Source organism: Peribacillus sp. YIM B13477 (genome assembly GCF_042787955.1).
Taxonomy (GTDB): domain Bacteria; phylum Bacillota; class Bacilli; order Bacillales; family DSM-1321; genus Peribacillus; species Peribacillus frigoritolerans.
The window spans coordinates 334046-356796 of sequence record NZ_JBHZPD010000001.1 but is presented as its reverse complement, the minus strand read 5'-3'; the positions used below and the strand labels follow the sequence as shown (position 1 = coordinate 356796).

The following is a 22751-nucleotide window of genomic DNA, read 5'->3' as shown; positions in this document are numbered from 1 at the left end:
TTTACATTATGAGTTCATTACATCATATATTTCAAGGAATTTGGTATTAAATTCCCCGGAAACAAATTGTTCATGCTGAAGTAACTTAATATGGAAAGGAATTGTGGTACTGATCCCTTCAATGACAAACTCACCCAAGGCGCGTTTCATCTTCTCGATCGCCTCTTCTCTAGTCGGTGCATGGACAATCAATTTAGCGATCATGGAATCGTAATACGGCGGTATCGAGTACCCAGGGTATGCCGCAGAATCAACACGAACCCCGTAGCCGCCTGGAGGTAAATACATTTGAATCTTACCTGCGGAAGGCATGAAATTCTTTTCTGGATTTTCGGCATTGATCCGGCATTCGATAGACCATCCGTTATAAGTGACATCCTCTTGCGAAAGCGATAGTTTGTTGCCTGAAGCAACTTTGATCTGTTCTTTAATCAAATCCACGCCCGTTACCATTTCTGTAACTGGGTGCTCAACCTGGATACGTGTATTCATTTCCATAAAGTAGTATTTTCTATTCACATAGTCATAAATAAATTCTACTGTTCCGGCACCTGAATAGTTTACGGCAAGTGCAGCCGTAACAGCGGCCTGCCCCATTTCCGCACGTATTTCACCATCCAACGCCGGTGACGGGGTTTCTTCAACAAGTTTTTGCAAACGTCGTTGGACCGTACAATCACGCTCACCTAAATGGATGGCGTTGCCATGATTATCTGCCATGACCTGTATTTCAACGTGACGGAAGTCCTCAATGAACTTTTCAATATACACGCCAGGATTCCCGAATGCCGTCGCGGCTTCCTGTTGCGTGATGTTAATGCCCTTAATGAGATCTTCTTCCGTCCTTGCGACGCGGATACCTTTACCGCCTCCGCCTGCAGTAGCTTTGATGATGACTGGATAGCCCATTTCATTAGCTAGTGCTACACCCTCATCCGTATCTTTGATTATGCCTTTAGAACCTGGCACGATCGGTACACCAGCTTTGCGCATGGTTTCCCTTGCTACGTCCTTTGTTCCCATTTTATTGATCGCTTCGGGGCTAGGACCGATGAAAATGATATTGCATTCACGGCATAGCTCGGCAAAGTCGGCATTTTCAGCTAGGAAACCATATCCCGGATGAATTGCATCGGATCCCGTTTTCTTGGCTGTGCTGATAATGTTGGTTGTATTTAAATAACTGTCTTTTGATAATTTAGGACCGATGCAATATGCTTCATCAGCAATTTGAACATGTAATGCTTCTTTATCTGCTTCTGAATAGACAGCAACAGTCTCGATTCCTAATTCCTTGCATGCCCGGATGATTCGGACAGCAATTTCCCCACGATTGGCAATTAATACCTTTTTAATCATTTAGAAACAGCTCCTCATTCCGGCTTTACTAAAAATAATGGTTGACCATATTCTACAAGCTGACCTTCTTTTACAAGGACTTCCACGATTTCACCGCTTACTTCAGCTTCGATTTCATTGAAAAGTTTCATGGCTTCCACGATGCAGACGATGGAATCCCCCGTCACTTTATCGCCTGCTTTTACGTATGCAGGTGAATCCGGTGCAGGAGATTGGTAGAATGTCCCTACCATCGGGGAAGTGATTTTATGTAAATTTTCCTGTTCAGTGACGGCAGCAGCCGGTTTTGCAGGTTCAACAGCTTTCGGTACTTCAGGGGCAGGGGCCGCTGCGGGCTTGACCTCTACAGCTGCATTGGCTTGAACAACATCTGGAGCAACTGCTGCTTGGTGTAATACTGTACCCGTTTCGGTTTTTTTCAATTTAATTTTCGTTCCTTCATTTTCGAAAACGAATTCACCGATATTTGATTGATCGACTAACTTAATAATTTCACGAATTTCTTGCACTTTCATTTTGTGGCACCCCTTGTCTAATTTAATATGAGTTTGTGAGGCAATAATATTTTATGTAACCCTACCCTTAGCTTATCCTACTTTGTCCAATACTGCACAAAGTAGCCGCTTTCTTTACGCGAATGCGAATAAACTGACTACAAACCTCATCTGTATTATAACAGATATTTCACTTTCTCAAAATATTGTTTCCCTAAGAAAATTGAAAAGTTTATGACCAGCTTCTAACATCATACAATATTAGCTTATACAAATTCAATGATAGATTAATTGTTACTGAATATCCATACTTCCATCTTACACCTTTATTATAATATTGTGAATATTTATCAACTTGGGCGCCTTTACGCTTGCTCTTTAATTTTGCATTTCATTCCTGGGAAACCAGCCATAATATCCATTGTAATTACTTTTCTAGAATATTACGGATGATCATTATCACCATTTCTATTTGAGTTCCTGATTCCAATCGACATAAAAAAACTTTTCCTCAAAAGTTTCCAGGTTTGTGAGATAGTTAATAAAATCATAATAAAAAGCCTCCCATTTTTTTATTAAGGGGGCTTTCAAATTTTTATGATGTCGAACTGTTCTGTATCAGTCACTTTTTTCTGTATGTGTGTTTACTTTTCCGGTTGGAAATCGACCACTACATTTTGTGCATCGCTCACTTCTTTCCTTACGAGGCGGATAATGTTATTGGCCTCTGTTTTCGTTTGTTTATCCGCCTTGACACTTACCTTAACATCCGTTCCGTCAACCCGGACCAGTGCGGCATTGTAATCCATGGCAACAATTAAGTTTTCGATGATATTTTCTTTCACTTTCGTTTCACTTAATTGTTCGATTTTTGCATAAGCCTCGTCTCTTTCTTCAGCTGATAGTTCTGTGTTGCCCATCTTAGCAGTCAATTCTTCATTCAGCTTCGCCCGTTCATCTTCAATCTGCATCCTTAACGATTCGAACTCATCTCCAGATGCAATGGTTACAGAGGAACCTTCTGTATTTTTGGAAGTTTCTTTTTCACTTTTAATTTCCCCTTTTGTCTCTGCTTTGTTCTCTGTTTTACTTTCTGTTTTATTTTCTTCCTGTTCCATTTGCTCTGTTGCCGTCATATCGGCGGCATTTTCTTCAGGAGCGGTTAAATAATAGACTGAAAGCACAACGACCAGACTTAGCATAGTCAATAACCAAACGGTTTGTTTTTTTAATAACATGTAGATTTTCCCCCTTATTTTTTAGGCATGACAGAAACCCTGTGACTCGGTACATCAAGTGAGCGTGTGACAGCCTCGATGATCCACTTCTTTATTTGAATGTTTTCGGCCCCTTTAGCGACTACCAGGACTCCTCGTACACTAGGTTTTTTCGTTTCCGAAATGATCGGTCCTTCTTTTTCACCGCTCTTGACCAAAACTAGCTGTTCATCAACGGATGTGTCTTCGACCGTCCTTTTGCCGCCTTCCTGGTCGGTTTCTTCAGTGACTTGTTTTTGGGTGACTTTATTTCTTTCATATACTTTTTTCTCGGATGCATCGACGTAGATTACGACTTTCACATCCTGGACGCCTGCGATGGATTCTAGCGCTTCCTTCATTTCATTCTGTAGATATATTTCATAGTCTTTTGTAGTCTTGAACTCTGATTTCTTCTGGCCGAATGTTTCAACATCCCCATCTTCTTCCTGCTGTTTATCATTATTGAATACAGTCGTCACTTCAGATGTTTGTCCCGTCTTGTTGGTGGTTAACAAATTCCCGGCCATCATGATTCCCGATCCCAAAAGGACAACTATTAGAGCATAGACATACAGGGAAGGTTTTTTTTCCTTAGGCTCTTTTTGGTCAGGGTCTTTATTTAATAGTTTTTGCAGCCAGGATAATGGACCTTTGTCTTTGTTCAATACTCAGTCACTTCCTTTCCCCGGCGATTTCAATGATCTCTTCATCAACAGACCAACTTGTTGCCAGAAACCTTTTTACAGCATCCAGATTGGCATCATTCGAAGTGGATGGGCTATCTGTATTGATATCAACCTTCGCTACTGCCTCTATCTCCGAGTTTTCTTTCCCTTCTGCCTTTTCCAATGAGATGGTTATGTTCTGCAGATCATCAACACCCGGCTCTTCCTCATTCTTGACCCCTACATCAATTGAACTAATCCTCATGTTATAATCCGCCATCAGCTCCTCTTCCACTTCTGCCTGTAAGTCAACAGCCATTTGTTTTAAAATATATGCACCCTGGGTAGCTTGTATTTCTTTTTTCTTCATTTCTGTCAAATTTCCTAAATCTTTTTTTTTCTGATCCTCAAATTCACTAGTGGCCGCAGTGAGAATATCATCGAAATCCTTATTGAATAATCCCAATATAGGAGTGATGATGATTGCAATCAGTAAAAGCCCGATAACCATTTTGGCATACTTCTGTAAAGCTGAATTCGGCAGAAGCATATCGATCACAGTAGCCAGCAGTACAAATATGATGATGTTGGATACCCAGCCAGCTAAAAAACTCACCAAGTCCTCCTCCTTTCTAACGAACCATCAGGGTAATGTTTCCAGAGGCGATGATTACCGTGATACTTAAAAAAAACATGAGTGAGACAATGGCCAATGCAGCAAAAATATAAATCATGCTTTTACTTATAATGTCAAGGCATTTTATTACAGGTCCTCCGCCCAGCGGCTGCAAAAGACTCGCTGCCAATTTATAGACAAAAGAAATCATCAGGATTTTTATGGCAGGAAATGTGGTAATGAGCAAGAGAATGATGACACCTGACAATCCCACTGTATTTTTCAAAAGGACGGAGGCACTAATGACCGTATCCGTTGCATCGGTAAACATGCGCCCTATGACCGGTATAAAGTTACCTGTCACGAATTTGGCTGTCCTGATCGTCACTCCGTCAGCTACAGCTGAGGATGCTCCCTGAACGGATATCACACCAAGGAATATGGTCATGAATGCTCCAAGGATCCCGATGGCAAAATTACGGAGAAGTTGTGCCAGCTGTGTCACTTTGTAATGTTCGGTCAACGTGCTGACTATGCTTAAAATCGCTGCAAAGAATAATAACGGAAGGACGACGAACTGAATCAAGATGCCGCTTGTATTCATCAAAAACATCAATACCGGATGAAAGAAGGCTGCCGATACAAGTCCTCCTGAAGCAGCTATCAATGCCAAGAGTAAAGGGATGAGCGCCATTAAAAAGGAAATCATCAAATCTATCGTATCTTTTGTATATTCAATCGCCACATGAAAACTGTTAAGTGCCAAAATGATCAGCACCATATAAACGATTGCATAAGCGACCTTACTTACGGAGCTTTGCTCGAACGCATTCTGCAAAGACTGGAGGAACATGCTGAAAACGGTTAATAAAATGAGTGACCCCAGCAGCTTTCCATTCACGAGCAGTTCATGAAAAATGAATTTTGTGATTCCCTTTATCCATTCATCAAATGAAAATTTCTTATCGCCGCTTACAAAATCCATGAAGCTCCCTTTCTGGCTTTCCGGTAAGAATCCTCCATATTCCGTAACGATGTCATCCCAATATTGTTTGAGCTCATCGACGCCCAGCCTTTCTATTTGGGCTTGTACCAGTTCGGACTGCATAATCGGCTCTTGATCAACTTCACCATTTTCTGGATTTTCGGCAGCTTGTCCAATAGATGCATGCAAAAAAAAGAGTAAAACGAATAGTATGGATAAGTAAGGCATCCGCTGCTTCATACATTCACCTCATTGACTAGGAGTAATCCATTAACTTGGGAGCATCTTTAGAATCGTTTCGATAATGACGGTCAAAATCGGAATCGCCATGGCAAGAATCAAGATTTTTCCGCTCAATTCTATTTTGGAAGCGAGCGAACCTTGCCCTGCATCTTTTGTAATTTGTGAAGCGAATTCTGCAATATAGGCAATTCCGATTATTTTTAAAATGGTCTCTAGATACACGGTATTTACATTCGCATTAACTGCAATTTTTTCTAACATTAGAATGATTTCGTATATCTTGTCAGCTAAAAAAAGAAAAATGGAGCATCCTACAAAAACAACAAGAAGGAATGCTAAATTTGGTTTTTGCTCTTTGACGATCAGTGCCAAAAAGGTGGCAACTAGGGCAATGGCCACGATTTTTATGATTTCAATCGCGAATCCCTCCCTTACTGAAATAGAAATACAGATTTAATTTTTTGAAATAAATCCTCTACTACAGAAGCAACCATGAATAAAATATAGATAAATCCGAAAAGTGTCACCCACTGGGCATATTCCTTCTTCCCAACCTGATCGAGTATCGTGTGAAGAAATGCCACTACAAGCCCCACACCCGCTATTTTAAATATGATGTCCACGTCAATGCCCATTTTCATTCCCCCCACATATTCCTACATCAGCAAGATGATCAATAATAGCCCTGATAAAAAACCAAGACTTTTCATCATTTTTTCATATTTCCCCTGGCGGTCGAGTGCATCGGTTTCTTCCCGTTCCAGATGTGCCATCGTTAGCATGATTTGCTTTTGCTGATGATATTTATCGCTTTTCCCAAGCGTCTCCCCAAACTGTGAAAGAATCTCGAATTCTCCCTGTTTTAAAGCAAGGGATTGCCATATTTTCTTCAAACTATCATCCCATGCTTCTTTGACGGTGGTTTCACCTGACTCGAGCCGATTTGCAAATGTATCGAAAAAGCTGGACAAAGGTTTGGCCATCTGTTTAGAAAGTTTCCTTGCCGCTTCTTTCAAAGGTGTATGACCGAACATGATTTCAGCTTCAAGCGATTGCATGGCAACTTTCAGCTGTCTCAGTTGACGAGGCCTCATACTTAATTTTTTCGCCGCTTCAAAACCTGCCCAAGTCGTCGCTATAATAATTATCGCTGCTCCTATTAACTTAAACATCCGGGTTCACACTTTCTCCCAAGTAAATGGGAACCCCTGCTGCATCAAGGACTTTGTAGCCCCTCCTACCGGATTTACTTCTTTTTAATTCAATAAAGCGTTCAAAGATGTTTTGCTTTAATATTTCAGCGATAATGGGTCGCTTCTTGATTTCATCCAGTGTATGGCCATGCGTGGTTATCATGAGTTTAATACCTGCATTAACGGCTTCCAGCACAGCCTGCGTATCCGCTTCGCGGCCTATTTCATCCACGATCAATACATCCGGGGACATCGAACGGATCATCATCATCATCCCTTCCGCTTTGGGACATCCATCGAGAACATCAACTCTTGTTCCGAATTCGAGCTGCGGCACTCCATGCACACATCCGGCAATTTCTGAGCGCTCGTCCACTATCCCCACCTTTTGAGGGGCAATGCCGAGTTTTTCATTACCACTGGATATCATTCTTGCAATATCACGTAATATGGTCGTTTTTCCCGTTTGCGGAGCACCGATCAACATGGTATGCTGCCATTCCCCGTCATATAAATATGAAGTGAGAGGTTCAGCTGCACCTATTTTTTCACGTGCAACCCGAATATTGAATGAGGAAATATCCCTGATCGCTTTGACCGAACCATTTTCCAGGATCACCTTGCCAGCAAGCCCCACCCGATGTCCGCCCGCTATGGTTATATATCCTCGCTTTAATTCTTCCTCAAGCGTATATAACGAAAATTGACCTATATTATTCAGTAATTGATCTGCATCCGAATGGGTCACTTCATAGGAAAAAAAGTATGGTTCCCCCCCTACAATGACCTCAAGCGGCCTGCCAACCCGAATTCGCAGTTCTTCCATCCTATCGATCATCATCGGTGTCATACCGCGGAGTTGCTCGTATAAACTTTTCGGTAAAAAAGAAAGAATCGTTTCCATTTTGACAATCCTCCTGTATACACCACTTTCAATAAAATATATGCCGACAAGCCCATAATGATGACAGGCTATTAAAGAAACCGACCATTTATTGATTTTTTTATAACCTCCTGAATCTAAAAAAGACCGAGAAATTAATCTCGGTCTACGTCTTTTTATTTAAAAAATGTTGCAGTTGATTTCAGTAATCCGCTCCCTTTCCGCCGACTGTCTTCCAAGCCTCCTCGGCGCAAGCGCCTTGGGTCTCGGCTGCCAGTTATTCGGCAGGAGTGTCGTAGATTTCTTCCACTCCATAAAAAAGTAAAACATGAAGGGTAACAAAGTCTTCTTATAAAATCATGGTTTGGGATGAGACCATACGGACCTTCCAGACTGGGAAATTCAGGAGATGAGGATGCTTTTTAAACATGAACATGATTCGATCAGCATGAATGATTACTTTAGACCAACTGGTGCCAGCTTGTAAAATGGAGATTAAAGAGGACTATCGTGTGTACAAATCATCCAAATCCAATTGTGCGACTCGTCATTTTTATCACAGTGTACAGAAGTAAGGACCTTCAGAAAGTGGTGGCACTCCATATTGGCAGGAATAAATGGAAGAAGCAGATCATCTGCGGTCCAATCCCATAAAAAATCAAAAAGGTTTCGGAATGAGACCATTCCGAAACCTTTTTGTCTGCAATTTGAGGCCGAGTAATTAATCTCGGCCTTCTTTCATTTATGCACGTGATACGTAAGAACCTTCATTTGTATTGATCAATAGTTTGTCACCTTGGTTGATGAAGAATGGCACTTGAACCGAAAGGCCCGTCTCAAGTACGGCTGATTTCGTGCCGCCTGAAGATGTATCGCCTTTAATTCCAGGCTCAGTCTCCGCCACTTCTAGTTCCACTGTGTTTGGAAGTTCGACACCAAGAGTTTCCGCTTGGAAAGTCATGATATGTACTTCCATATTTTCCTTTAGGAACTTAAGTTCACGTTCAATGCTTGAAGCCGGCAGCTCGATTTGGTCATACGTTTCGTTATCCATGAATACATGGCTGTCTCCACTTGCATAAAGGTACTGCATCTTGCGGTTTTCGATATGTGCTTTAGCAACTTTTTCACCAGCACGGAATGTTTTCTCCTGGATTGAACCCGTACGAAGGTTCCGAAGTTTAGAACGTACAAAAGCTGCACCTTTACCAGGTTTAACGTGTTGGAACTCGATAACCTGCCAAATTCCATTATCTACTTCAATCGTAACACCCGTGCGAAAATCGTTTACAGAAATCATAAATTTGTCCTCCTACATGTACATGTTTACAGAATGATTAACTCTTTAGTTGAATGAGTAAGTGCTTCGTTACCGTCAATTGTAACGATTGTATCATCTTCAATCCGCACTCCGCCTACGCCCGGTAAATAAATGCCCGGTTCAACGGTTACAGCCATACCTGGTTCTAAAATGATATCAGACCTAAAGGATAATGCTGGACCTTCATGAACTTCAAGGCCGATTCCATGTCCGGTCGAATGTCCAAAATACTGCCCATATCCCTTTTCTTCAATTAGATTTCGAGTTAGTGCATCCGCTTCCCTGCCAGTCATACCGGGTTTGATCCCAGCCATTCCTCTCAGTTGAGCTTCTAAAACAATGTCATAAATATTAATAAGTTCTTCACTTGGCTTGCCAACCGCTAATGTCCGAGTGATGTCAGACACATACCCGTTATAATATGCCCCGTAATCCAATGTGACAAAATCGCCTTTTTCGATGATTTTATCAGTAGCCACTCCATGCGGAAGTGCGGACCTTATGCCGGATGCTACTATAATATCGAAGGAAGAAGAAGTTGCCCCTTGTTTCCTCATAAAGAATTCAAGTTCATTGGATACATCCAGTTCCGAAATCCCTGGACGCAGGAAATCCAGAATATGCGTAAACGCAGCATCAGCAATAGCAGCCGCTTCCTTTAATATCTTAATCTCTGATGAAGCCTTTATCAAGCGTAAATTCTCAATAACCCCAGACACCGGCAAAAGTTGGCCATCAATGGCCGCTTCATAAGCTTTATATGTAGCATAAGTCAGGTGCTCTTGCTCAAAACCCAGCTTGCCGATATTCATCGCTTTAGCCTGCTTGCCGACTTCTTCCATGATAGTTCCTTTGTGTTGAACGACTTCATAGTCCGGTGCCTGCTTGCCCGCTTGTTCCACGTATCTGAAATCAGTGATGAATTTAGCTTCTTTTTGGGAAATGAGGACAACGCCTGCACTTCCCGTGAAGTTGGTCATGTATCGGCGGTTATATGTACTGGTGATCAAAAAACCATCAATGCCCACCTTTTCCATCGAGGCTCTTAAGCGCATTAGTTTATTCATTTAATTTCCCCCTTTGCAATCTTTGTGATCGCCTGCAACGCCAATTCATAACCGTGTATCCCCAAGCCGACAATCTGTCCCGCCGATACCGCAGCGGTCACTGATTCATGTCGAAAGCTTTCACGGGCATGTATGTTCGAAATATGCACTTCCACCACTGGAACATCAATTCCGGCTATTGCATCACGAATCGCATAACTATAATGAGTAAAAGCCCCAGGATTAATGATAATCCCGTCGATCCCATGATCCTCTGACCAATGGAGCTTGTCGATAATCGCTCCTTCATGGTTAGTTTGAAAAGTGGTTAATCCCACATTTAACCCTTGTGCTTGCAGCATTAATTGCGCTTCCACATCCGCAAGCGTCGAGGATCCATAATGTGCAGGTTCCCGCTTCCCCAAGCGATTTAAATTCGGACCATTGATTAGTAAGATTTTTGTCATCATCAAACACCTGCTCATGTTAAAAGAATGCTTTCCATGAACATTCTATCATAATTACAAATTGTCTTACTACTTTTTTACAACCAAGAAGCAATCAGCTTTCCGATTGCTTCTCGGCCTTGTTTTTATAGCGTAAATATTCCTGATGATCGTATGATATAGAAAACCCTACAAAAAGACCGTATATAATAAAAATGCATACACTTGTTATAACCGTATTTGCTGACATTTTATAAAAGGTTGGCAAATCGATGAACATCGGTTTCAGGACAAATACAAGCAAAGCCCAGCAGACCACCCCCAAAATAATACCCGGAAAAATACTCTTCATCCTTTTAAAGAGGCTATAGTATATAAAAGCGATTCCCACGGATAGAATTCCGAATAAAATCATGGTCATTACCGTACCGAGCCAATGATCGATCCAGGTCATATTTGACCACGAAGTCAGTATGAATTTTGGGCTAAAATCCATAAAGTTAACATAATGGGCTAGAATCCCGATAAAACTGGCTAAAGCCCCCCCTACAAAACCGACAGCAAGTACATTGTAGATTAACATGCTTTGATATTCCGGTTGAATTTGTCCATTTTCATTAGAAGACATATCAAACACCTCCGCTACGTAGTATGCCCTTTGTTAAATAGAACTATTTTTTTTTATTATTGGGGAGGAGAATCACTAGAGGTTTTGTGATTAATTCTGTATGATTAAATCATAAATAATCTGCTTTTTTCAGAGGAAAATCCCCTTCCTCTGTTGAAATTTATAATGTACACAGGATAATACCTTCCTGTGATTCAACATTCAAAAAGCAATTGCAGGGGATAAAGCTTCCATTCCATTTTTGGAGGACCGCCTTAAACCCTTGTGATGCTTGATAATACACATGTTAGCACCCATGAGAGAGCTACGTGAATAACTATTAGGTTGGTGTAGAAATGTCTGAGGTTCAAAAACCCGTTTATGGAGGGCAGGCTGTAGTGGAAGGCGTCATGTTCGGTGGCAAACATCACACAGTCACTGCGGTACGCCGCAAAGATTCGACGATTGTATATTATCATCTGCCGCGTGAATCGAAACCTGTTGTAAACCGCTTGAAAAAAATACCGTTTCTACGGGGTATCGTATCACTGATTCAGTCAAGTGCCAGCGGTTCGAAACATCTTAACTTTTCAACTGAACAGTATGAAGAAGACGGGGAAAAACAGGTCGAAACGAAAAAAGAAACGAAAGACCCCTCTAAATTAAGTCTTTGGTTAGGTGTTGCCGTGATCGGTGTGATCTCCTTCCTATTTGGGAAATTGCTTTTCACCTTGATCCCTGTCTTCCTCGCAAAATTGACAGAACCCATTTTCAGTGGCCATACGGCTCAGGTATTAGTGGAAAGCTTGTTCAAGCTGATCTTACTGCTCGTATATATTTATGTAGTTTCCTTGACGCCATTGATCAAGCGGGTCTTTCAGTATCACGGAGCAGAGCATAAGGTGATCAATTGCTTTGAAAGCGGAAAAGAATTGACGGTTGCGAATGTGCAGGCAAGTTCCCGCCTTCATTATCGATGTGGCAGCAGTTTTATTTTATTTACTGTCATTGTAGGGATGTTTGTCTATCTTCTTGTACCAATAGATCCGCTATGGGTTCGTGTCGTCAATCGCATTTTGCTTATCCCCGTCGTGCTCGGCATAGCATTCGAAGTCTTGCAGTTGACTAACAAAGTAAGGGACACTCCCATCCTGCGTTACCTTGGCTATCCCGGCCTTTGGCTTCAGTTATTGACAACCAAAGCCCCTACCGATGATCAAGTCGAAGTCGCATTGGCATCCTTCCAAGAACTGTTGAGGATGGAAAAAGAGACCGAAAAAGGTTTAGAATCGGATGTAATTGTGTAAAACATCTATACACATTTTGATGATGAAAAATCATATACTAACTAAATGAATGATCTTCATTTTTTTCAAATATTTCACAATTAGAATGTTTAAAATAAGCTAAAAATGCTTATGATGCTCTTAAGGAGGTGTCTTTGTTGAAACGTTTCATATCTTTCATGATATACGGAATCATCGCCCTCGGAGTCCTCGGACTATTGAGCCGACTATTTAATGACCCGATTGGCTTTTTTAGAAACATTCTCATAATAGCCATTGTCGCAGGGATTATTTATATGATTTATACCGGATTAACAAAGGGAAAACCAGTTAAGAAAGAGCAGCAAGCATTCCGAAAGGCTGCCCGCCAATCGAAAAAAAGGCTAAAAAACCGAACTTCGAAAAAAGATAATGTGGCTAGCTTCTCTGCAGCAAAATCATCAAAGAAAATAAAATGGAGAAAGAAAACGGATAGTCACTTAACCGTCATCGAAGGGAAAAAGAATAAAAAGAAAAATCGGGCTTCTTTTTAAGAGCCCGATTTTTTATTTATTATCAATAAGTCCATTTTTTAAGGAATTCTTTCGTACATTGCCTGCCTTTATTGATCAATTCACCCTTTTTTTCATCATTCAGATTAAAATCCATTGCAGAAATTCCCTTCATCGGGATGAATACAATATTATGGACGTGTTTCTTGGAAATATACCGTGCATCATGGGCATCTTTCATCGTTTTGAATAGTGCGGAGAACAATTCAACGGCATTATCCACCTCATGCGGTTTCCATATCTCATCGGCGCTTAACCGCAAGCCAATGACCGGTCTTTCCTTTCTAACATGATCTGAATTGAATAACCACATTGGAAAATTGCTTAACACACCTCCATCAACAAAAAGGAACTTGCTTTTTCCGACATTAAGTTTGACTGGCTCATAGAAATACGGAATGCTGCAACTCATTCTTACTGCCTTTGCCACTGGAAAAGCGCTCGGGTCTATTCCATAATTAGGCAAATCATCAGGCAGTACGACCAATTTCCCATTTGAAATGTCAGAGGTTATGATACGGAGTGATTTCGGTCGAACATCCTTAAAGGTGACTACATTCCTTTCGGCAAGTTTACCGGCGACCCATGCTTCCAAGGCGTTGCCTTTATAAAGGCCCAGTTTCCAGTATAAAAGAAGCCATTTAGCAAATGGGATAGGCAAAAGACCACGCCTCTTATCCAGCAGGCCGCTTAAATCTATATCAAGAAAAAACTTTTCCATTTCTTTTCCCGTGTACCCAGCCGCTACGAATGCTGCAATTATGGATCCTGCACTCGTACCTGCTGTTCGATGGAATACAAATCCCTTTTCTTCCAATTCCTGCAGGGCTCCCACTAAACCATAGCCTTTAATCCCGCCTCCGGAAAAAACGCCGTCAATAATCATAGCTGCCCTCCCCTAATCCGGTCTTTACATTTCTAAGCAGGATTAGAGCGATTTATGACAGTTTTAAAAAGAAAATTTCCTTGATTCAGGTAAAATACTGAATTTCCGCTTTCGGGAAGAATTCCGCTATATACCCACGAATGGTCGTTTCCAGTTCTGCCGCTTCCTCATTTTGATAAACATATTTACCAATTCCATATCGGCCCCATTTATATTTACGCTTCGTTTCGTCCAGTTCCAATTTTGTTTTCGGATAGTTTTTTTGAATCACTTTTTTTGCTGGACCAGTGAACCGATGCTGGATTAATTCGAAAGTCAAGTCAGGGATATCCACCCCTTTTAAGGCCTCACTCAACCGTTCGAATAATTCATGGTAGCCCTCCTTCCATGCTTCATGACGGTATATTGGAGCTACGATAAAACCTAGGGGATATCCGGCACCTGCCACTTTACGTGCCGCTTCCATCCGTTCTTCGAAGCTCGAAGTCCCGGGTTCGAAATTTTTTATCACATAACGTGAATTTATACTGAAGCGAAATCTCGTTTTTCCATTATGTTCAGCATCCAACAGATGATCGACATGATGGAATTTAGTGACGAACCTAAGAACCCCATATTCACTTTTCCCAAAATACTCTATGGCCCTTTTTAACGAATGTGTCAAATGATCAATTCCGACGATATCCGATGTACAGGCTGCCTCAAAACGGGTAATTTCAGGCTTTCTCTCATTTATATATTTTTCGGCTGCCTCGAAAATCTCGTCAAGATTCACATATGTCCGAATATATGGCTTTGATCCGAGTGTCGTCTGTAAATAACAATAGTGACAATGCCCCATGCACCCTGTGGCAAGAGGGATGGCATATTCAGCAGATGGCTTTGAAGAATCGAATTTCAATGTTTTTCTGATTCCTACCACGAGTGTCGATTTGGCGACACGATATTTTTGCAGATCATTTTCTCCAGGAAGATCCCTAATTTGGTTATGCGATGTGGTCTCACGGATTTCAATGTTCAAATCTTCGAATTTCTTCTTCAATTCCCGGCCAAGCGGGTATTCCAATGCCCTTGGCTCGATATATACTAACTGTGGCATAAATGGTTTCATTTCGATCTCCATTCTTTTTTCGATTTATTCATACTTTCAATCGAACTACACAATCTAATTCATAAGGATAGTTTTTCTTTATTCTTTTATCCTCATGATTGTTTTTACTTGGAAATTCAAAATGAAGGAGATGCGATATGGCTAATAAACGAGACTACTTGACAAATGGAATGGGAAAACAAACGATCACCGTTCAAACAGATAATAAATTTCCAAATCCAAGGAATATACCGGGAGACTCTGTCGATGAATTTTCTGTATTGAAAGATGGCAACCAATATCTAGCCGAAAAGGAAATAGGGCAGCAAAATGAAAATGGTTGATTAAACGTGAAAAGAAGACCGAATTTACGATGATTCGGTCTTCTTTATTGGTATTTAATTGAACAGACTGTCACTGCCCTGGATTAATGACTCTAAAAAAAAGCCGTTAAGATAGCTTTGCAGCATACTTAACGACTTCCTTTTCATCAGCTTATAGCCCGCATTTCAATTGCGCTCCGCAATTCGTGCACGTATTGCATCCGCCCATTTCCTGAACTTCACCCTTACGGCATACTGGGCATGTGTTACCCACTTCCGAACCAATTGTAACATTCGTCGAACGCAGCTCATTTATCGTATCGACCAATACAACTTTTTTCTTTTCTTCCACATCTGTCAATTCATCCATTTCAAGCTGCTCGTCCATTTGGTTTTCTTCCGCTTTGAGCGTAAGGACCTGACTGTCACGGCTGCCGTCCACATATACCGTTCCGCCTTTTGCTCCGCCTTTGTATAGACGTTCATATACCTTTTCAACTTGTTCGACAGTATATCCTTTTGGAGCATTGACCGTCTTGCTGATCGAGCTGTCAATCCAGCGTTGAATGATGCATTGAACATCAGCATGTGCTTCTGGAGCTAATTCCATAGCGGAAATGAACCATTTTGGAAGCTCTTCTGTATCTGCTTCCGGATGGCGATCCAAGTATTCCTGTACAATGTCAGCCTTAACTTCAATGAATTTACCAAGACGGCCGCTGCGGAAATACGTGAAGGAGAAATACGGTTCAAGACCTGTTGATACCCCAACCATCGTTCCTGTACTTCCCGTAGGAGCCACTGTCAATAAATGAGAGTTACGGATACCATGTGCAGCAACACTTTCCCTGATATCTTCCGGCATTTTTTCCATAAATCCGGTTTGTGTGAAACGTGTTCTAAGCTCATTGGTTTCTTTGTCCGTTGACCCGATCAGGAACGGGAAACTGCCTTTTTCTTTAGCAAGTTCCACCGAAGCCCTGTAAGCTGTGGTCGCAATCGTTTCAAACACCTTGTCAACCAGGATATTTCCTTCTTCAGAGCCATATTCCGTTTCACAGTAGATCAACAGGTCATGCAGACCCATTACACCTAGTCCAACCCGTCGCTCGCCCAGTGCCTGTTTTTTGTTTTCATCCAAGAAATAAGGAGTTGCGTCAATGACATTGTCCTGCATGCGCACACCGACTTCAACCGTCTGCTTAAGTTTCTCGAAATTAACCGTTTTGCTTTCTTTATCAGCCATTTCAGCCAGATTGACAGCAGCAAGGTTACATACTGAATATGGAGCCAATGGCTGTTCTCCACAAGGGTTCGTGGCTACAACCTGTTGACCGTATGCTTTGGCATTCGTCATTTCATTAGCATTATCGATAAAGAAAATACCTGGTTCAGCAGAATATGTTGCACAAATGTTTATTAAGTTCCAAAGCTCTTTAGCCCGGATTTTACGGTAAACACGGACTTTATGACCCATTTTCTCCCATTCGCGAACATCGCCGACATTATGCCATTCTTCATTGTAAATGGCCATTTCTTCGGCATTATAGCTTTCAACATCAGGAAAACGCAATTCATATTCCGCATCTTGTTCAGCCGCTTCCATAAATTCCTTGGTCAGGCAAATAGAGATATTGGCTCCAGTCAAGAAATCCGAATTATGGACACTGTATGTTCCGCCTGTACGGATCTTTTCCTCTGCATCCCTAATGATTTTCTCGCTGAACCCGCCTTGGCCAGGAATCTCCTTATAATTGATGATCCCTTGATACATAGCGGTTTCCTGTTCCGTGTGCGGCGTGAATTTCAATTTATCCGTGGCATATTTCTTGATGGCTTCATCTTTAGTGTTTTCCACTAGGTAACGCAAAATCCTTGGATTTTGCATTTTGGAAATGATGAACTCTGCAATATCGGGATGCCAATCAGCAAGCATGATCATTTGCGCGCCTCGTCTGCTGCCGCCCTGTTCAACAAGATGCGTCAGTTTTGCAATATCGTCAAGCCATGACACTGAACCCGAGGATTTTCCATTTACCCCTTTTGCCAGAGTGTTTCTTGGACGCAGTGTCGAACCGTTCGTACCCACTCCGCCGCCGCGGCTCATGATTTCCATCACTTGTTTCCTATGTTCTGAAATACCTTCACGTGAATCCGGTACGAATGGCATTACATAGCAGTTGAAATAAGTAACATCCGTATTGGAACCTGCACCGTATAATACTCGGCCTGCCGGGACGAAATTAAGGTTCTTTAATTCTTCATAGAATTTATTGAACCATTCCGTTCTTTTTTCTTCCGTCGTTTCCACTGATGCCAATCCCGTTGCATTACGTTTCGCAATTTGTTCATAGTATATTTCAAGAGGCTTTTCGATTATATCCAACGGACGGTTTACAATTCCCGTCTCAACTTCTTCCGGATTATCCAATACGCCACGGAATTCTTCATCCACCAATACCTTGGCTTTTTTGGTTTCCCAATCAATTTCAACGATGTAACCGAGACCCCTTGCCGGGAATTTCGGATCTTCCTTAATCGTCAACACGACGAAATCGCCTGCCGAGAGTGTGATTTTTTCAGTATCCTTAAAAGAATAGCGGTCAAGCATGACTAGACGGGACACTCCCTTATGCGCCATTTTCATATCAGCAGTTACAGGGTGAACCTGGGGAAATAAAGAAATATCCTTATTCAACCTTTCTAGATCAACCTTTAAAGCTTCTTTTATTACAACCGACATAATTCCCTCTCCTTTATATGTTTCATGATCCGTTCTTGCTGCCGCAAAAATCTTTATGTAGCCTTACATGTCCGTTTCGCTTAACAAGTACCCTAAATTTATCATAGCGAAACTCAAAAATCAACATATAGTGTCGCATTAAATATTTCAACTACTATATATTGTGTTTGTTTTGAATAACTTTTAATTTTGTCAAACGTTAAATCAATTAATATAGTTAGCAAAAGGGAGGAAAATGTCGATTTATAATAATTTTTCATCAGATTTCAATTAATTTGGACCTTGCTTTTTCCCCATCCCTTTTAGGGCTTATCCCTGCAAGGGATGTGTTATTCGGTCAAACAAATCTGAAAAAACTTTTTATTATCCACTCTAATTATGCTTCCTCTATCTCATGAAATTCCATTCATCGCTTTCATATTTGCTTTCTGCAATGGCCTTCACTTCCAGCAATTGCTTTTCGGTGAGGACATATGGCTCTAAATCGACCGAAAGTCCTTCGGCAAAACCTTTTTCGAAAGCTTCTTTCGCTTCAGGGATGGTTATCTTTCTCCCGGCAATGTCATTCATGGCCACAGCTTTGTTTTTTAAGTTTTTTTGCATTCTCTCTTTAACCCTGTCATTTGAGAATTTAAATACGCTAAAGAGCTTATCATCATCAAGCTCAAGCAAAATGGACCCATGCTGAAGGATGACGCCTTTTTGCCTGGTTTGAGCGCTGCCAGCGACCTTCCTGCCCTCAACGACCAGTTCATACCAGCTAGGTGCATCAAAGCAGACGGAAGACCTGGGCGATTTTAAAGCCGCTTTTTCCTGTTCGCTTCGAGGCACGGCAAAATAAGCATCCAATCCCAGATTCCTGAACCCCATCAATATTCCTTCAGAAATGACACGATAAGCTTCAGTAACGGTGGTTGGCATTCCCGGATAGGATTCTGGAACGATTACACTATAAGTCAATTCATGTTCGTGCAGTACCGCCCGTCCTCCTGTCGGCCTGCGAACAAAACCAAGGCCCTGCCTTTTGACCTCTTCCAGATCAATCTCCGCTTCTGCCTTTTGAAAATAACCGATCGACAATGTCGCTGGATCCCAGCCGTAAAAGCGTATGATCGGCGGAATTTCCCCTTTGCTTTGCCAGTTTAACAGGGCTTCGTCCAGCGCCATATTAAAAGCCGGTGAACAATACCCCGAATCTATAAAACCCCATTTTTCTTTAGTCATCCTTACCCCTCGTTTCGATAGACGTTTTTCAATCCCCCACAAAAAACTCACATGTAGTAGTTTAACAGACTTTAACACTCTAAAAAAGAAAGTGCTATCAAGTCATGAAGAATTTGATGAAAATTCTTTTTGATTATTGGGTAAAGCAATTATATAATAAAGATTGTCTGTATTCGTTAAGGTAGAAGGGAGTTTTTATGTTTGGAAATATTATATACACTGCTCATCATCCTAGGAGTGGTTATTGCGTATTCACTTTTTAATTGGTACCGCCAGCGTAAAATCGTTAAAACACTAACACAGGACGAATTTATCGCCAACTACAGAAAAGTGCAGCTAATTGATGTGCGGGAACCAAATGATTTCGAAAATGGTCATATCTTAGGCGCAAGAAACATCCCTATGACTCAAATGAAAACCCGCTTGGTCGAAATTAGGCCGGACAAGCCTGTATATTTGTACGCTCAAAGCGAAATCATCAGCGGCAGAGCTGCAGCCATGCTCTACAAAAAGGGCTACAGGGAACTTTTTCACTTAAAGGGCGGTTTCAAGATGTGGACCGGGAAAATCAAAGCAAAGAAATAAGACCCCATCTCGGCATGGGCTCTTTTTAATTCCATAGCTCAAGTAAAAGAAAGTCAACAGTTGGACTTTAATGGAATCTTACATAAACATGAAAAATCCCCGCCGGAAGGCAGGGATTTTTTTCGTTTAAGCTACTAATCTAGGCTTGATAACGCAAAATGGGTTTTCTTGCAGCAAGTGTTTCATCAAGCCGCTTTATAACGGTTGTATGCGGAGCTTCCTGAACGATTTCCGGGGTTTCTTCCGCTTCCTTGGCAATCTGGATCATCGCATCGATGAACGCATCCAGCGTTTCTTTTGACTCGGTTTCAGTCGGTTCTATCATCATTCCTTCTTCCACGTTCAACGGGAAGTAAATGGTTGGAGGATGATACCCGAAATCCAGCAATCTTTTAGCTATATCGAGAGTCCTTACCCCCAATTTCTTTTGCCGGCGTCCGCTTAATACGAATTCATGCTTACAATGACGATTATATGGTAAGTCAAAATAAGGTTCCAACTTGCGCATCATATAATTGGCATTGATGACCGCGTTCTCTGTGACGGCTTTAAGGCCGTCAGGACCCATTGAACGGATGTACGTATATGCCCTCACGTTTATTCCGAAATTACCATAATAAGGTTTTACCCTACCAATGGATTGCGGACGATCATAATCAAGGACGAATTGCTCACCTTGCTTGACTATAAGAGGTTTAGGCAAGTAAGGAATCAAGTCGGACTTCACACCTACAGGACCAGAACCCGGGCCGCCGCCGCCATGCGGGCCTGTGAATGTTTTATGGAGATTTAAATGCACCACATCAAAGCCCATGTCACCCGGTCGTGCTTTTGATAGGACTGCATTCAGATTCGCTCCATCATAATAAAGCTTCCCACCTGCGTCATGGACAAGTTGTGCCATTTCCAAAATATTTTCTTCAAACAATCCCAATGTATTGGGGTTCGTCAGCATCAAGGCCGCCGTATCAGGTCCGACAACACGTTTTAAATCTTCAAGGTCGACTAACCCATTTTCATCGGACTTAACTGTAATCGTTTCTAGTCCGGCAACAGTGGCAGAGGCAGGATTCGTACCATGGGCCGAATCAGGTACAATCACTTTCGTCCGTTCTGTATCGCCATTCGCTTCGTGAAAAGCGCGAATCATCATCAATCCTGTCCATTCACCGTGGGCACCTGCTGCAGGCTGTAATGTCACTTGGTCCATCCCGGTGATTTCCGTTAAGTGTTCCTGCAAATCAAATAATAGTCCCAATGCTCCTTGTACAGTAGCGGGATCTTGATATGGATGGATATGGGCAAAACCGTTGAAGCGTGCCACATTTTCATTTATTTTCGGATTATATTTCATCGTGCAAGAACCCAGCGGATAAAAACCCGAATCCACCCCATGATTCCGTTTGGAAAGTGCAGTATAGTGACGCATGATATCCAGTTCGGAAACCTCAGGAAGCTTTGCCTCTTCTTCACGGATGTAGTCGGCAGGAAGAATTTCTTCGAGCGGAATAGTTGCAACATCCATTTCTGGCAGACTGTACCCGATTCGGCCGGAAGTACTGATTTCAAAAATGAGTGATTGATCTTGATTATTCATGTTGATCCCCCAATTCCTGCGCAAGTGCATCAATTTCTTCTTTTGTTCTTAGTTCAGTTACCGCAACCAGCATGTGATCTTTCAATTCAGGATAAACCGTCCCTAAATCGAAGCCGCCGATCATCCCTTTTTCAAAAAGGTTTTTATTGATTTCCGAAAACGGAGCAGGCAGTTTAATGACAAATTCATTAAACGAAGGACCGTCGAAAATCACTTCCACCCCTTTTGCCATAATTGCTTTTTTCGCATAATGTGCTTTTTGAATATTTTGCACGGCCATTTCTTTGACACCCTTTTTCCCAAGCGCGGTCATTGCAACAGAAGCTGCCAAGGCATTCAAAGCTTGATTGGAACAAATGTTGGATGTGGCTTTGTCACGGCGAATGTGCTGTTCACGAGCTTGAAGCGTCAGGACAAACCCTCTTTTTCCATTCTCATCAACCGTTTGACCGACGAGTCTGCCCGGAACTTTCCGTACAAGTTTATTAGTAACCGCAAAATATCCACAATGAGGGCCACCGAATGCCGCTGGAATCCCGAATGGCTGAGCATCCCCCGTTACGATATCTGCACCGAGTGCACCAGGGGATGTCAAAGCTCCCAATGCAAGCGGATTACTGGAAACGATAAACATGGACTTGATGCCATGAATGATTTCTTCCATTTCTTTCAATGGCTCGATCCGGCCAAAAAAGTTCGGGTATTGCACGATCACTCCTGCAATGTCATCATTCGCCAATTCCCTTAAAGCAGCTAAGTCCGTCACACCGTCTTTATGAGGAATTTCGATCACTTCCACGCGTTGCCCTTTTGCATATGTCTTCACAACTTCTCTTGATTCAGGATGAACGGTTCCTGAAATGAGAATCTTCTTCCGCCTTGTCTGTCCTGAAGCAAGCATCGCTGCTTCAGCCAGCGCCGTCCCGCCGTCATACATGGAGGAGTTAGCCACGTCCATGCCCGTCAATTCACATATCATCGTTTGATATTCAAAGATTGCTTGAAGCTCGCCCTGTGAAATTTCAGGCTGATACGGTGTATACGCCGTATAAAACTCAGAACGGGAAAGAACATGATCGACGATGACCGGCGCGTAATGGTCATAGACACCCGCACCAAGGAAGGAAGCATAATTTTTAAGGTCCGCATTCTTTGCAGCAAGCCTTGATAATTCTTTCATTAATGCAGGTTCCGATTTAGCAGGCTTGATATCGTATTCTCCTTGAAAACGAACGCTTTCAGGGATATCATTGAAAAGTTCTTCAGCAGAGGATACCCCTATCGCTCCCAGCATTTCTTGTTTATCTTGCTCTGTCATGGGTAAATAACGATGTTTCATCTAATGACCA

Annotated in this window: 24 protein-coding genes; 4 read left to right on the top strand and 20 right to left on the bottom strand. The window is 41.9% G+C overall.

Annotated features, from left to right (window positions below; all coding sequences use genetic code 11):
• Nucleotides 1-6: 6 nt before the first annotated feature.
• From accC to ACFX4H_RS01715, 14 genes are all read right to left on the bottom strand, one after another.
• Entirely contained in the window at nucleotides 7-1359 is a 1353-nt protein-coding gene (gene accC / locus ACFX4H_RS01780) for an acetyl-CoA carboxylase biotin carboxylase subunit (protein WP_034308301.1), read from the bottom strand.
• A 14-nt stretch (nucleotides 1360-1373) separates the two neighbouring features.
• The gene (accB, locus tag ACFX4H_RS01775) at nucleotides 1374-1874 is read right to left on the bottom strand and encodes an acetyl-CoA carboxylase biotin carboxyl carrier protein (RefSeq protein WP_034308306.1); all 501 of its coding nucleotides are present in this window, start codon (nucleotides 1872-1874) and stop codon (nucleotides 1374-1376) included.
• Between the two features lie 623 nt (nucleotides 1875-2497).
• Nucleotides 2498-3091: a SpoIIIAH-like family protein gene (locus tag ACFX4H_RS01770; RefSeq protein WP_377433665.1), complete on the bottom strand. Its 594-nt coding sequence runs from the start codon at nucleotides 3089-3091 to the stop codon at nucleotides 2498-2500.
• A 14-nt stretch (nucleotides 3092-3105) separates the two neighbouring features.
• The gene (gene spoIIIAG, locus ACFX4H_RS01765) at nucleotides 3106-3777 is read right to left on the bottom strand and encodes a stage III sporulation protein AG (protein ID WP_048681803.1); all 672 of its coding nucleotides are present in this window, start codon (nucleotides 3775-3777) and stop codon (nucleotides 3106-3108) included.
• A 7-nt stretch (nucleotides 3778-3784) separates the two neighbouring features.
• Nucleotides 3785-4393, bottom strand: a complete 609-nt coding sequence (gene spoIIIAF / locus ACFX4H_RS01760) for a stage III sporulation protein AF (protein WP_034308312.1) — start codon at nucleotides 4391-4393, stop codon at nucleotides 3785-3787.
• 16 nt (nucleotides 4394-4409) lie between these two features.
• Nucleotides 4410-5618: a stage III sporulation protein AE gene (gene spoIIIAE, locus ACFX4H_RS01755; RefSeq protein WP_034308314.1), complete on the bottom strand. Its 1209-nt coding sequence runs from the start codon at nucleotides 5616-5618 to the stop codon at nucleotides 4410-4412.
• A 30-nt stretch (nucleotides 5619-5648) separates the two neighbouring features.
• Nucleotides 5649-6029: a stage III sporulation protein AD gene (gene spoIIIAD, locus ACFX4H_RS01750; protein ID WP_237752113.1), complete on the bottom strand. Its 381-nt coding sequence runs from the start codon at nucleotides 6027-6029 to the stop codon at nucleotides 5649-5651.
• Nucleotides 6030-6052: 23 nt separating this feature from the next.
• A complete protein-coding gene (gene spoIIIAC / locus ACFX4H_RS01745) occupies nucleotides 6053-6256 on the bottom strand; it encodes a stage III sporulation protein AC (RefSeq protein ID WP_034308319.1) in 204 nt (67 codons plus the stop codon).
• 21 nt (nucleotides 6257-6277) lie between these two features.
• Nucleotides 6278-6793, bottom strand: a complete 516-nt coding sequence (spoIIIAB, locus tag ACFX4H_RS01740; RefSeq protein WP_034308322.1) for a stage III sporulation protein SpoIIIAB — start codon at nucleotides 6791-6793, stop codon at nucleotides 6278-6280.
• Nucleotides 6786-7718, bottom strand: coding sequence for a stage III sporulation protein AA (spoIIIAA, locus tag ACFX4H_RS01735; RefSeq protein ID WP_328137327.1), 933 nt, complete (start codon nucleotides 7716-7718; stop codon nucleotides 6786-6788). Before spoIIIAA ends, spoIIIAB begins: the two co-directional genes overlap by 8 nt.
• Nucleotides 7719-8439: 721 nt before the next feature.
• The gene (efp, locus tag ACFX4H_RS01730) at nucleotides 8440-8997 is read right to left on the bottom strand and encodes an elongation factor P (RefSeq protein WP_034308328.1); all 558 of its coding nucleotides are present in this window, start codon (nucleotides 8995-8997) and stop codon (nucleotides 8440-8442) included.
• A gap of 26 nt (nucleotides 8998-9023) precedes the next feature.
• Nucleotides 9024-10085, bottom strand: a complete 1062-nt coding sequence (locus ACFX4H_RS01725) for a M24 family metallopeptidase (protein ID WP_063590642.1) — start codon at nucleotides 10083-10085, stop codon at nucleotides 9024-9026.
• Nucleotides 10082-10531 (bottom strand): type II 3-dehydroquinate dehydratase, encoded by a 450-nt coding sequence (gene aroQ, locus ACFX4H_RS01720; RefSeq protein ID WP_328137409.1) that lies wholly within the window; start codon nucleotides 10529-10531, stop codon nucleotides 10082-10084. The genes ACFX4H_RS01725 and aroQ overlap by 4 nt, the downstream gene beginning before the upstream one ends.
• Nucleotides 10532-10625: 94 nt before the next feature.
• Nucleotides 10626-11138, bottom strand: a complete 513-nt coding sequence (locus ACFX4H_RS01715) for a YqhR family membrane protein (protein ID WP_034308336.1) — start codon at nucleotides 11136-11138, stop codon at nucleotides 10626-10628.
• A gap of 335 nt (nucleotides 11139-11473) precedes the next feature.
• On the opposite strand from ACFX4H_RS01715, the gene ACFX4H_RS01710 reads away from it, so the two are divergent.
• Together ACFX4H_RS01710 and ACFX4H_RS01705 are read left to right on the top strand one after the other, a co-directional pair.
• On the top strand, nucleotides 11474-12424 hold the full coding sequence (locus ACFX4H_RS01710; protein WP_377433662.1) for a DUF1385 domain-containing protein: 951 nt from the start codon (nucleotides 11474-11476) through the stop codon (nucleotides 12422-12424).
• A 137-nt stretch (nucleotides 12425-12561) separates the two neighbouring features.
• Entirely contained in the window at nucleotides 12562-12936 is a 375-nt protein-coding gene (locus ACFX4H_RS01705; RefSeq protein WP_048677789.1) for an SA1362 family protein, read from the top strand.
• A 22-nt stretch (nucleotides 12937-12958) separates the two neighbouring features.
• Here ACFX4H_RS01705 and ACFX4H_RS01700 read toward each other — a convergent pair whose 3' ends face one another.
• Entirely contained in the window at nucleotides 12959-13840 is an 882-nt protein-coding gene (locus tag ACFX4H_RS01700; RefSeq protein WP_377433660.1) for a patatin-like phospholipase family protein, read from the bottom strand.
• Nucleotides 13841-13925: 85 nt separating this feature from the next.
• Entirely contained in the window at nucleotides 13926-14951 is a 1026-nt protein-coding gene (gene splB / locus ACFX4H_RS01695) for a spore photoproduct lyase (protein WP_034308346.1), read from the bottom strand.
• Nucleotides 14952-15088: 137 nt separating this feature from the next.
• Here splB and ACFX4H_RS01690 point away from each other — a divergent pair, with 137 nt between their 5' ends.
• Nucleotides 15089-15274 carry a hypothetical protein gene (locus ACFX4H_RS01690; protein WP_063590638.1) on the top strand — a complete coding sequence of 62 codons (186 nt, stop codon included), beginning with the start codon at nucleotides 15089-15091 and terminating at the stop codon, nucleotides 15272-15274.
• Between the two features lie 151 nt (nucleotides 15275-15425).
• On the opposite strand, the gene ACFX4H_RS01685 is transcribed toward ACFX4H_RS01690, so the two are convergent.
• Together ACFX4H_RS01685 and ACFX4H_RS01680 are read right to left on the bottom strand one after the other, a co-directional pair.
• Nucleotides 15426-17996 carry a vitamin B12-dependent ribonucleotide reductase gene (locus ACFX4H_RS01685; RefSeq protein WP_048688328.1) on the bottom strand — a complete coding sequence of 857 codons (2571 nt, stop codon included), beginning with the start codon at nucleotides 17994-17996 and terminating at the stop codon, nucleotides 15426-15428.
• Between the two features lie 387 nt (nucleotides 17997-18383).
• Complete coding sequence (locus ACFX4H_RS01680) at nucleotides 18384-19220, bottom strand: lipoate--protein ligase family protein (RefSeq protein WP_048688324.1); 837 nt, start codon at nucleotides 19218-19220, stop codon at nucleotides 18384-18386.
• 201 nt (nucleotides 19221-19421) lie between these two features.
• Between ACFX4H_RS01680 and ACFX4H_RS01675 the strand changes: the two genes are divergently transcribed.
• Nucleotides 19422-19805 carry a rhodanese-like domain-containing protein gene (locus ACFX4H_RS01675; protein WP_034308355.1) on the top strand — a complete coding sequence of 128 codons (384 nt, stop codon included), beginning with the start codon at nucleotides 19422-19424 and terminating at the stop codon, nucleotides 19803-19805.
• 139 nt (nucleotides 19806-19944) lie between these two features.
• On the opposite strand, the gene gcvPB is transcribed toward ACFX4H_RS01675, so the two are convergent.
• Both gcvPB and gcvPA read right to left on the bottom strand, forming a co-directional pair.
• Nucleotides 19945-21402, bottom strand: a complete 1458-nt coding sequence (gcvPB, locus tag ACFX4H_RS01670) for an aminomethyl-transferring glycine dehydrogenase subunit GcvPB (protein ID WP_057278806.1) — start codon at nucleotides 21400-21402, stop codon at nucleotides 19945-19947.
• Nucleotides 21395-22741 carry an aminomethyl-transferring glycine dehydrogenase subunit GcvPA gene (gene gcvPA / locus ACFX4H_RS01665; RefSeq protein WP_249597654.1) on the bottom strand — a complete coding sequence of 449 codons (1347 nt, stop codon included), beginning with the start codon at nucleotides 22739-22741 and terminating at the stop codon, nucleotides 21395-21397. The genes gcvPB and gcvPA overlap by 8 nt, the downstream gene beginning before the upstream one ends.
• Between the last annotated feature and the right edge of the window lie 10 nt (nucleotides 22742-22751).

Bases quoted from the DNA above. Each gene is read 5' to 3' on its own strand.
- accC (WP_034308301.1), bottom strand. From the start codon at position 1,359: ATGATTAAAAAGGTATTAATTGCCAATCGTGGGGAAATTGCTGTCCGA.
- accB (WP_034308306.1), bottom strand. From the start codon at position 1,874: ATGAAAGTGCAAGAAATTCGTGAAATTATTAAGTTAGTCGATCAATCA.
- ACFX4H_RS01770 (WP_377433665.1), bottom strand. From the start codon at position 3,091: ATGTTATTAAAAAAACAAACCGTTTGGTTATTGACTATGCTAAGTCTG.
- spoIIIAE (WP_034308314.1), bottom strand. From the start codon at position 5,618: ATGAAGCAGCGGATGCCTTACTTATCCATACTATTCGTTTTACTCTTT.
- spoIIIAC (WP_034308319.1), bottom strand. From the start codon at position 6,256: ATGGGCATTGACGTGGACATCATATTTAAAATAGCGGGTGTGGGGCTT.
- spoIIIAB (WP_034308322.1), bottom strand. From the start codon at position 6,793: ATGTTTAAGTTAATAGGAGCAGCGATAATTATTATAGCGACGACTTGG.
- spoIIIAA (WP_328137327.1), bottom strand. From the start codon at position 7,718: ATGGAAACGATTCTTTCTTTTTTACCGAAAAGTTTATACGAGCAACTC.
- efp (WP_034308328.1), bottom strand. From the start codon at position 8,997: ATGATTTCTGTAAACGATTTTCGCACGGGTGTTACGATTGAAGTAGAT.
- ACFX4H_RS01725 (WP_063590642.1), bottom strand. From the start codon at position 10,085: ATGAATAAACTAATGCGCTTAAGAGCCTCGATGGAAAAGGTGGGCATT.
- aroQ (WP_328137409.1), bottom strand. From the start codon at position 10,531: ATGACAAAAATCTTACTAATCAATGGTCCGAATTTAAATCGCTTGGGG.
- ACFX4H_RS01715 (WP_034308336.1), bottom strand. From the start codon at position 11,138: ATGTCTTCTAATGAAAATGGACAAATTCAACCGGAATATCAAAGCATG.
- ACFX4H_RS01710 (WP_377433662.1), top strand. From the start codon at position 11,474: ATGTCTGAGGTTCAAAAACCCGTTTATGGAGGGCAGGCTGTAGTGGAA.
- ACFX4H_RS01700 (WP_377433660.1), bottom strand. From the start codon at position 13,840: ATGATTATTGACGGCGTTTTTTCCGGAGGCGGGATTAAAGGCTATGGT.
- splB (WP_034308346.1), bottom strand. From the start codon at position 14,951: ATGAAACCATTTATGCCACAGTTAGTATATATCGAGCCAAGGGCATTG.
- ACFX4H_RS01690 (WP_063590638.1), top strand. From the start codon at position 15,089: ATGGCTAATAAACGAGACTACTTGACAAATGGAATGGGAAAACAAACG.
- ACFX4H_RS01685 (WP_048688328.1), bottom strand. From the start codon at position 17,996: ATGTCGGTTGTAATAAAAGAAGCTTTAAAGGTTGATCTAGAAAGGTTG.
- ACFX4H_RS01680 (WP_048688324.1), bottom strand. From the start codon at position 19,220: ATGACTAAAGAAAAATGGGGTTTTATAGATTCGGGGTATTGTTCACCG.
- gcvPB (WP_057278806.1), bottom strand. From the start codon at position 21,402: ATGAATAATCAAGATCAATCACTCATTTTTGAAATCAGTACTTCCGGC.
- gcvPA (WP_249597654.1), bottom strand. From the start codon at position 22,741: ATGAAACATCGTTATTTACCCATGACAGAGCAAGATAAACAAGAAATG.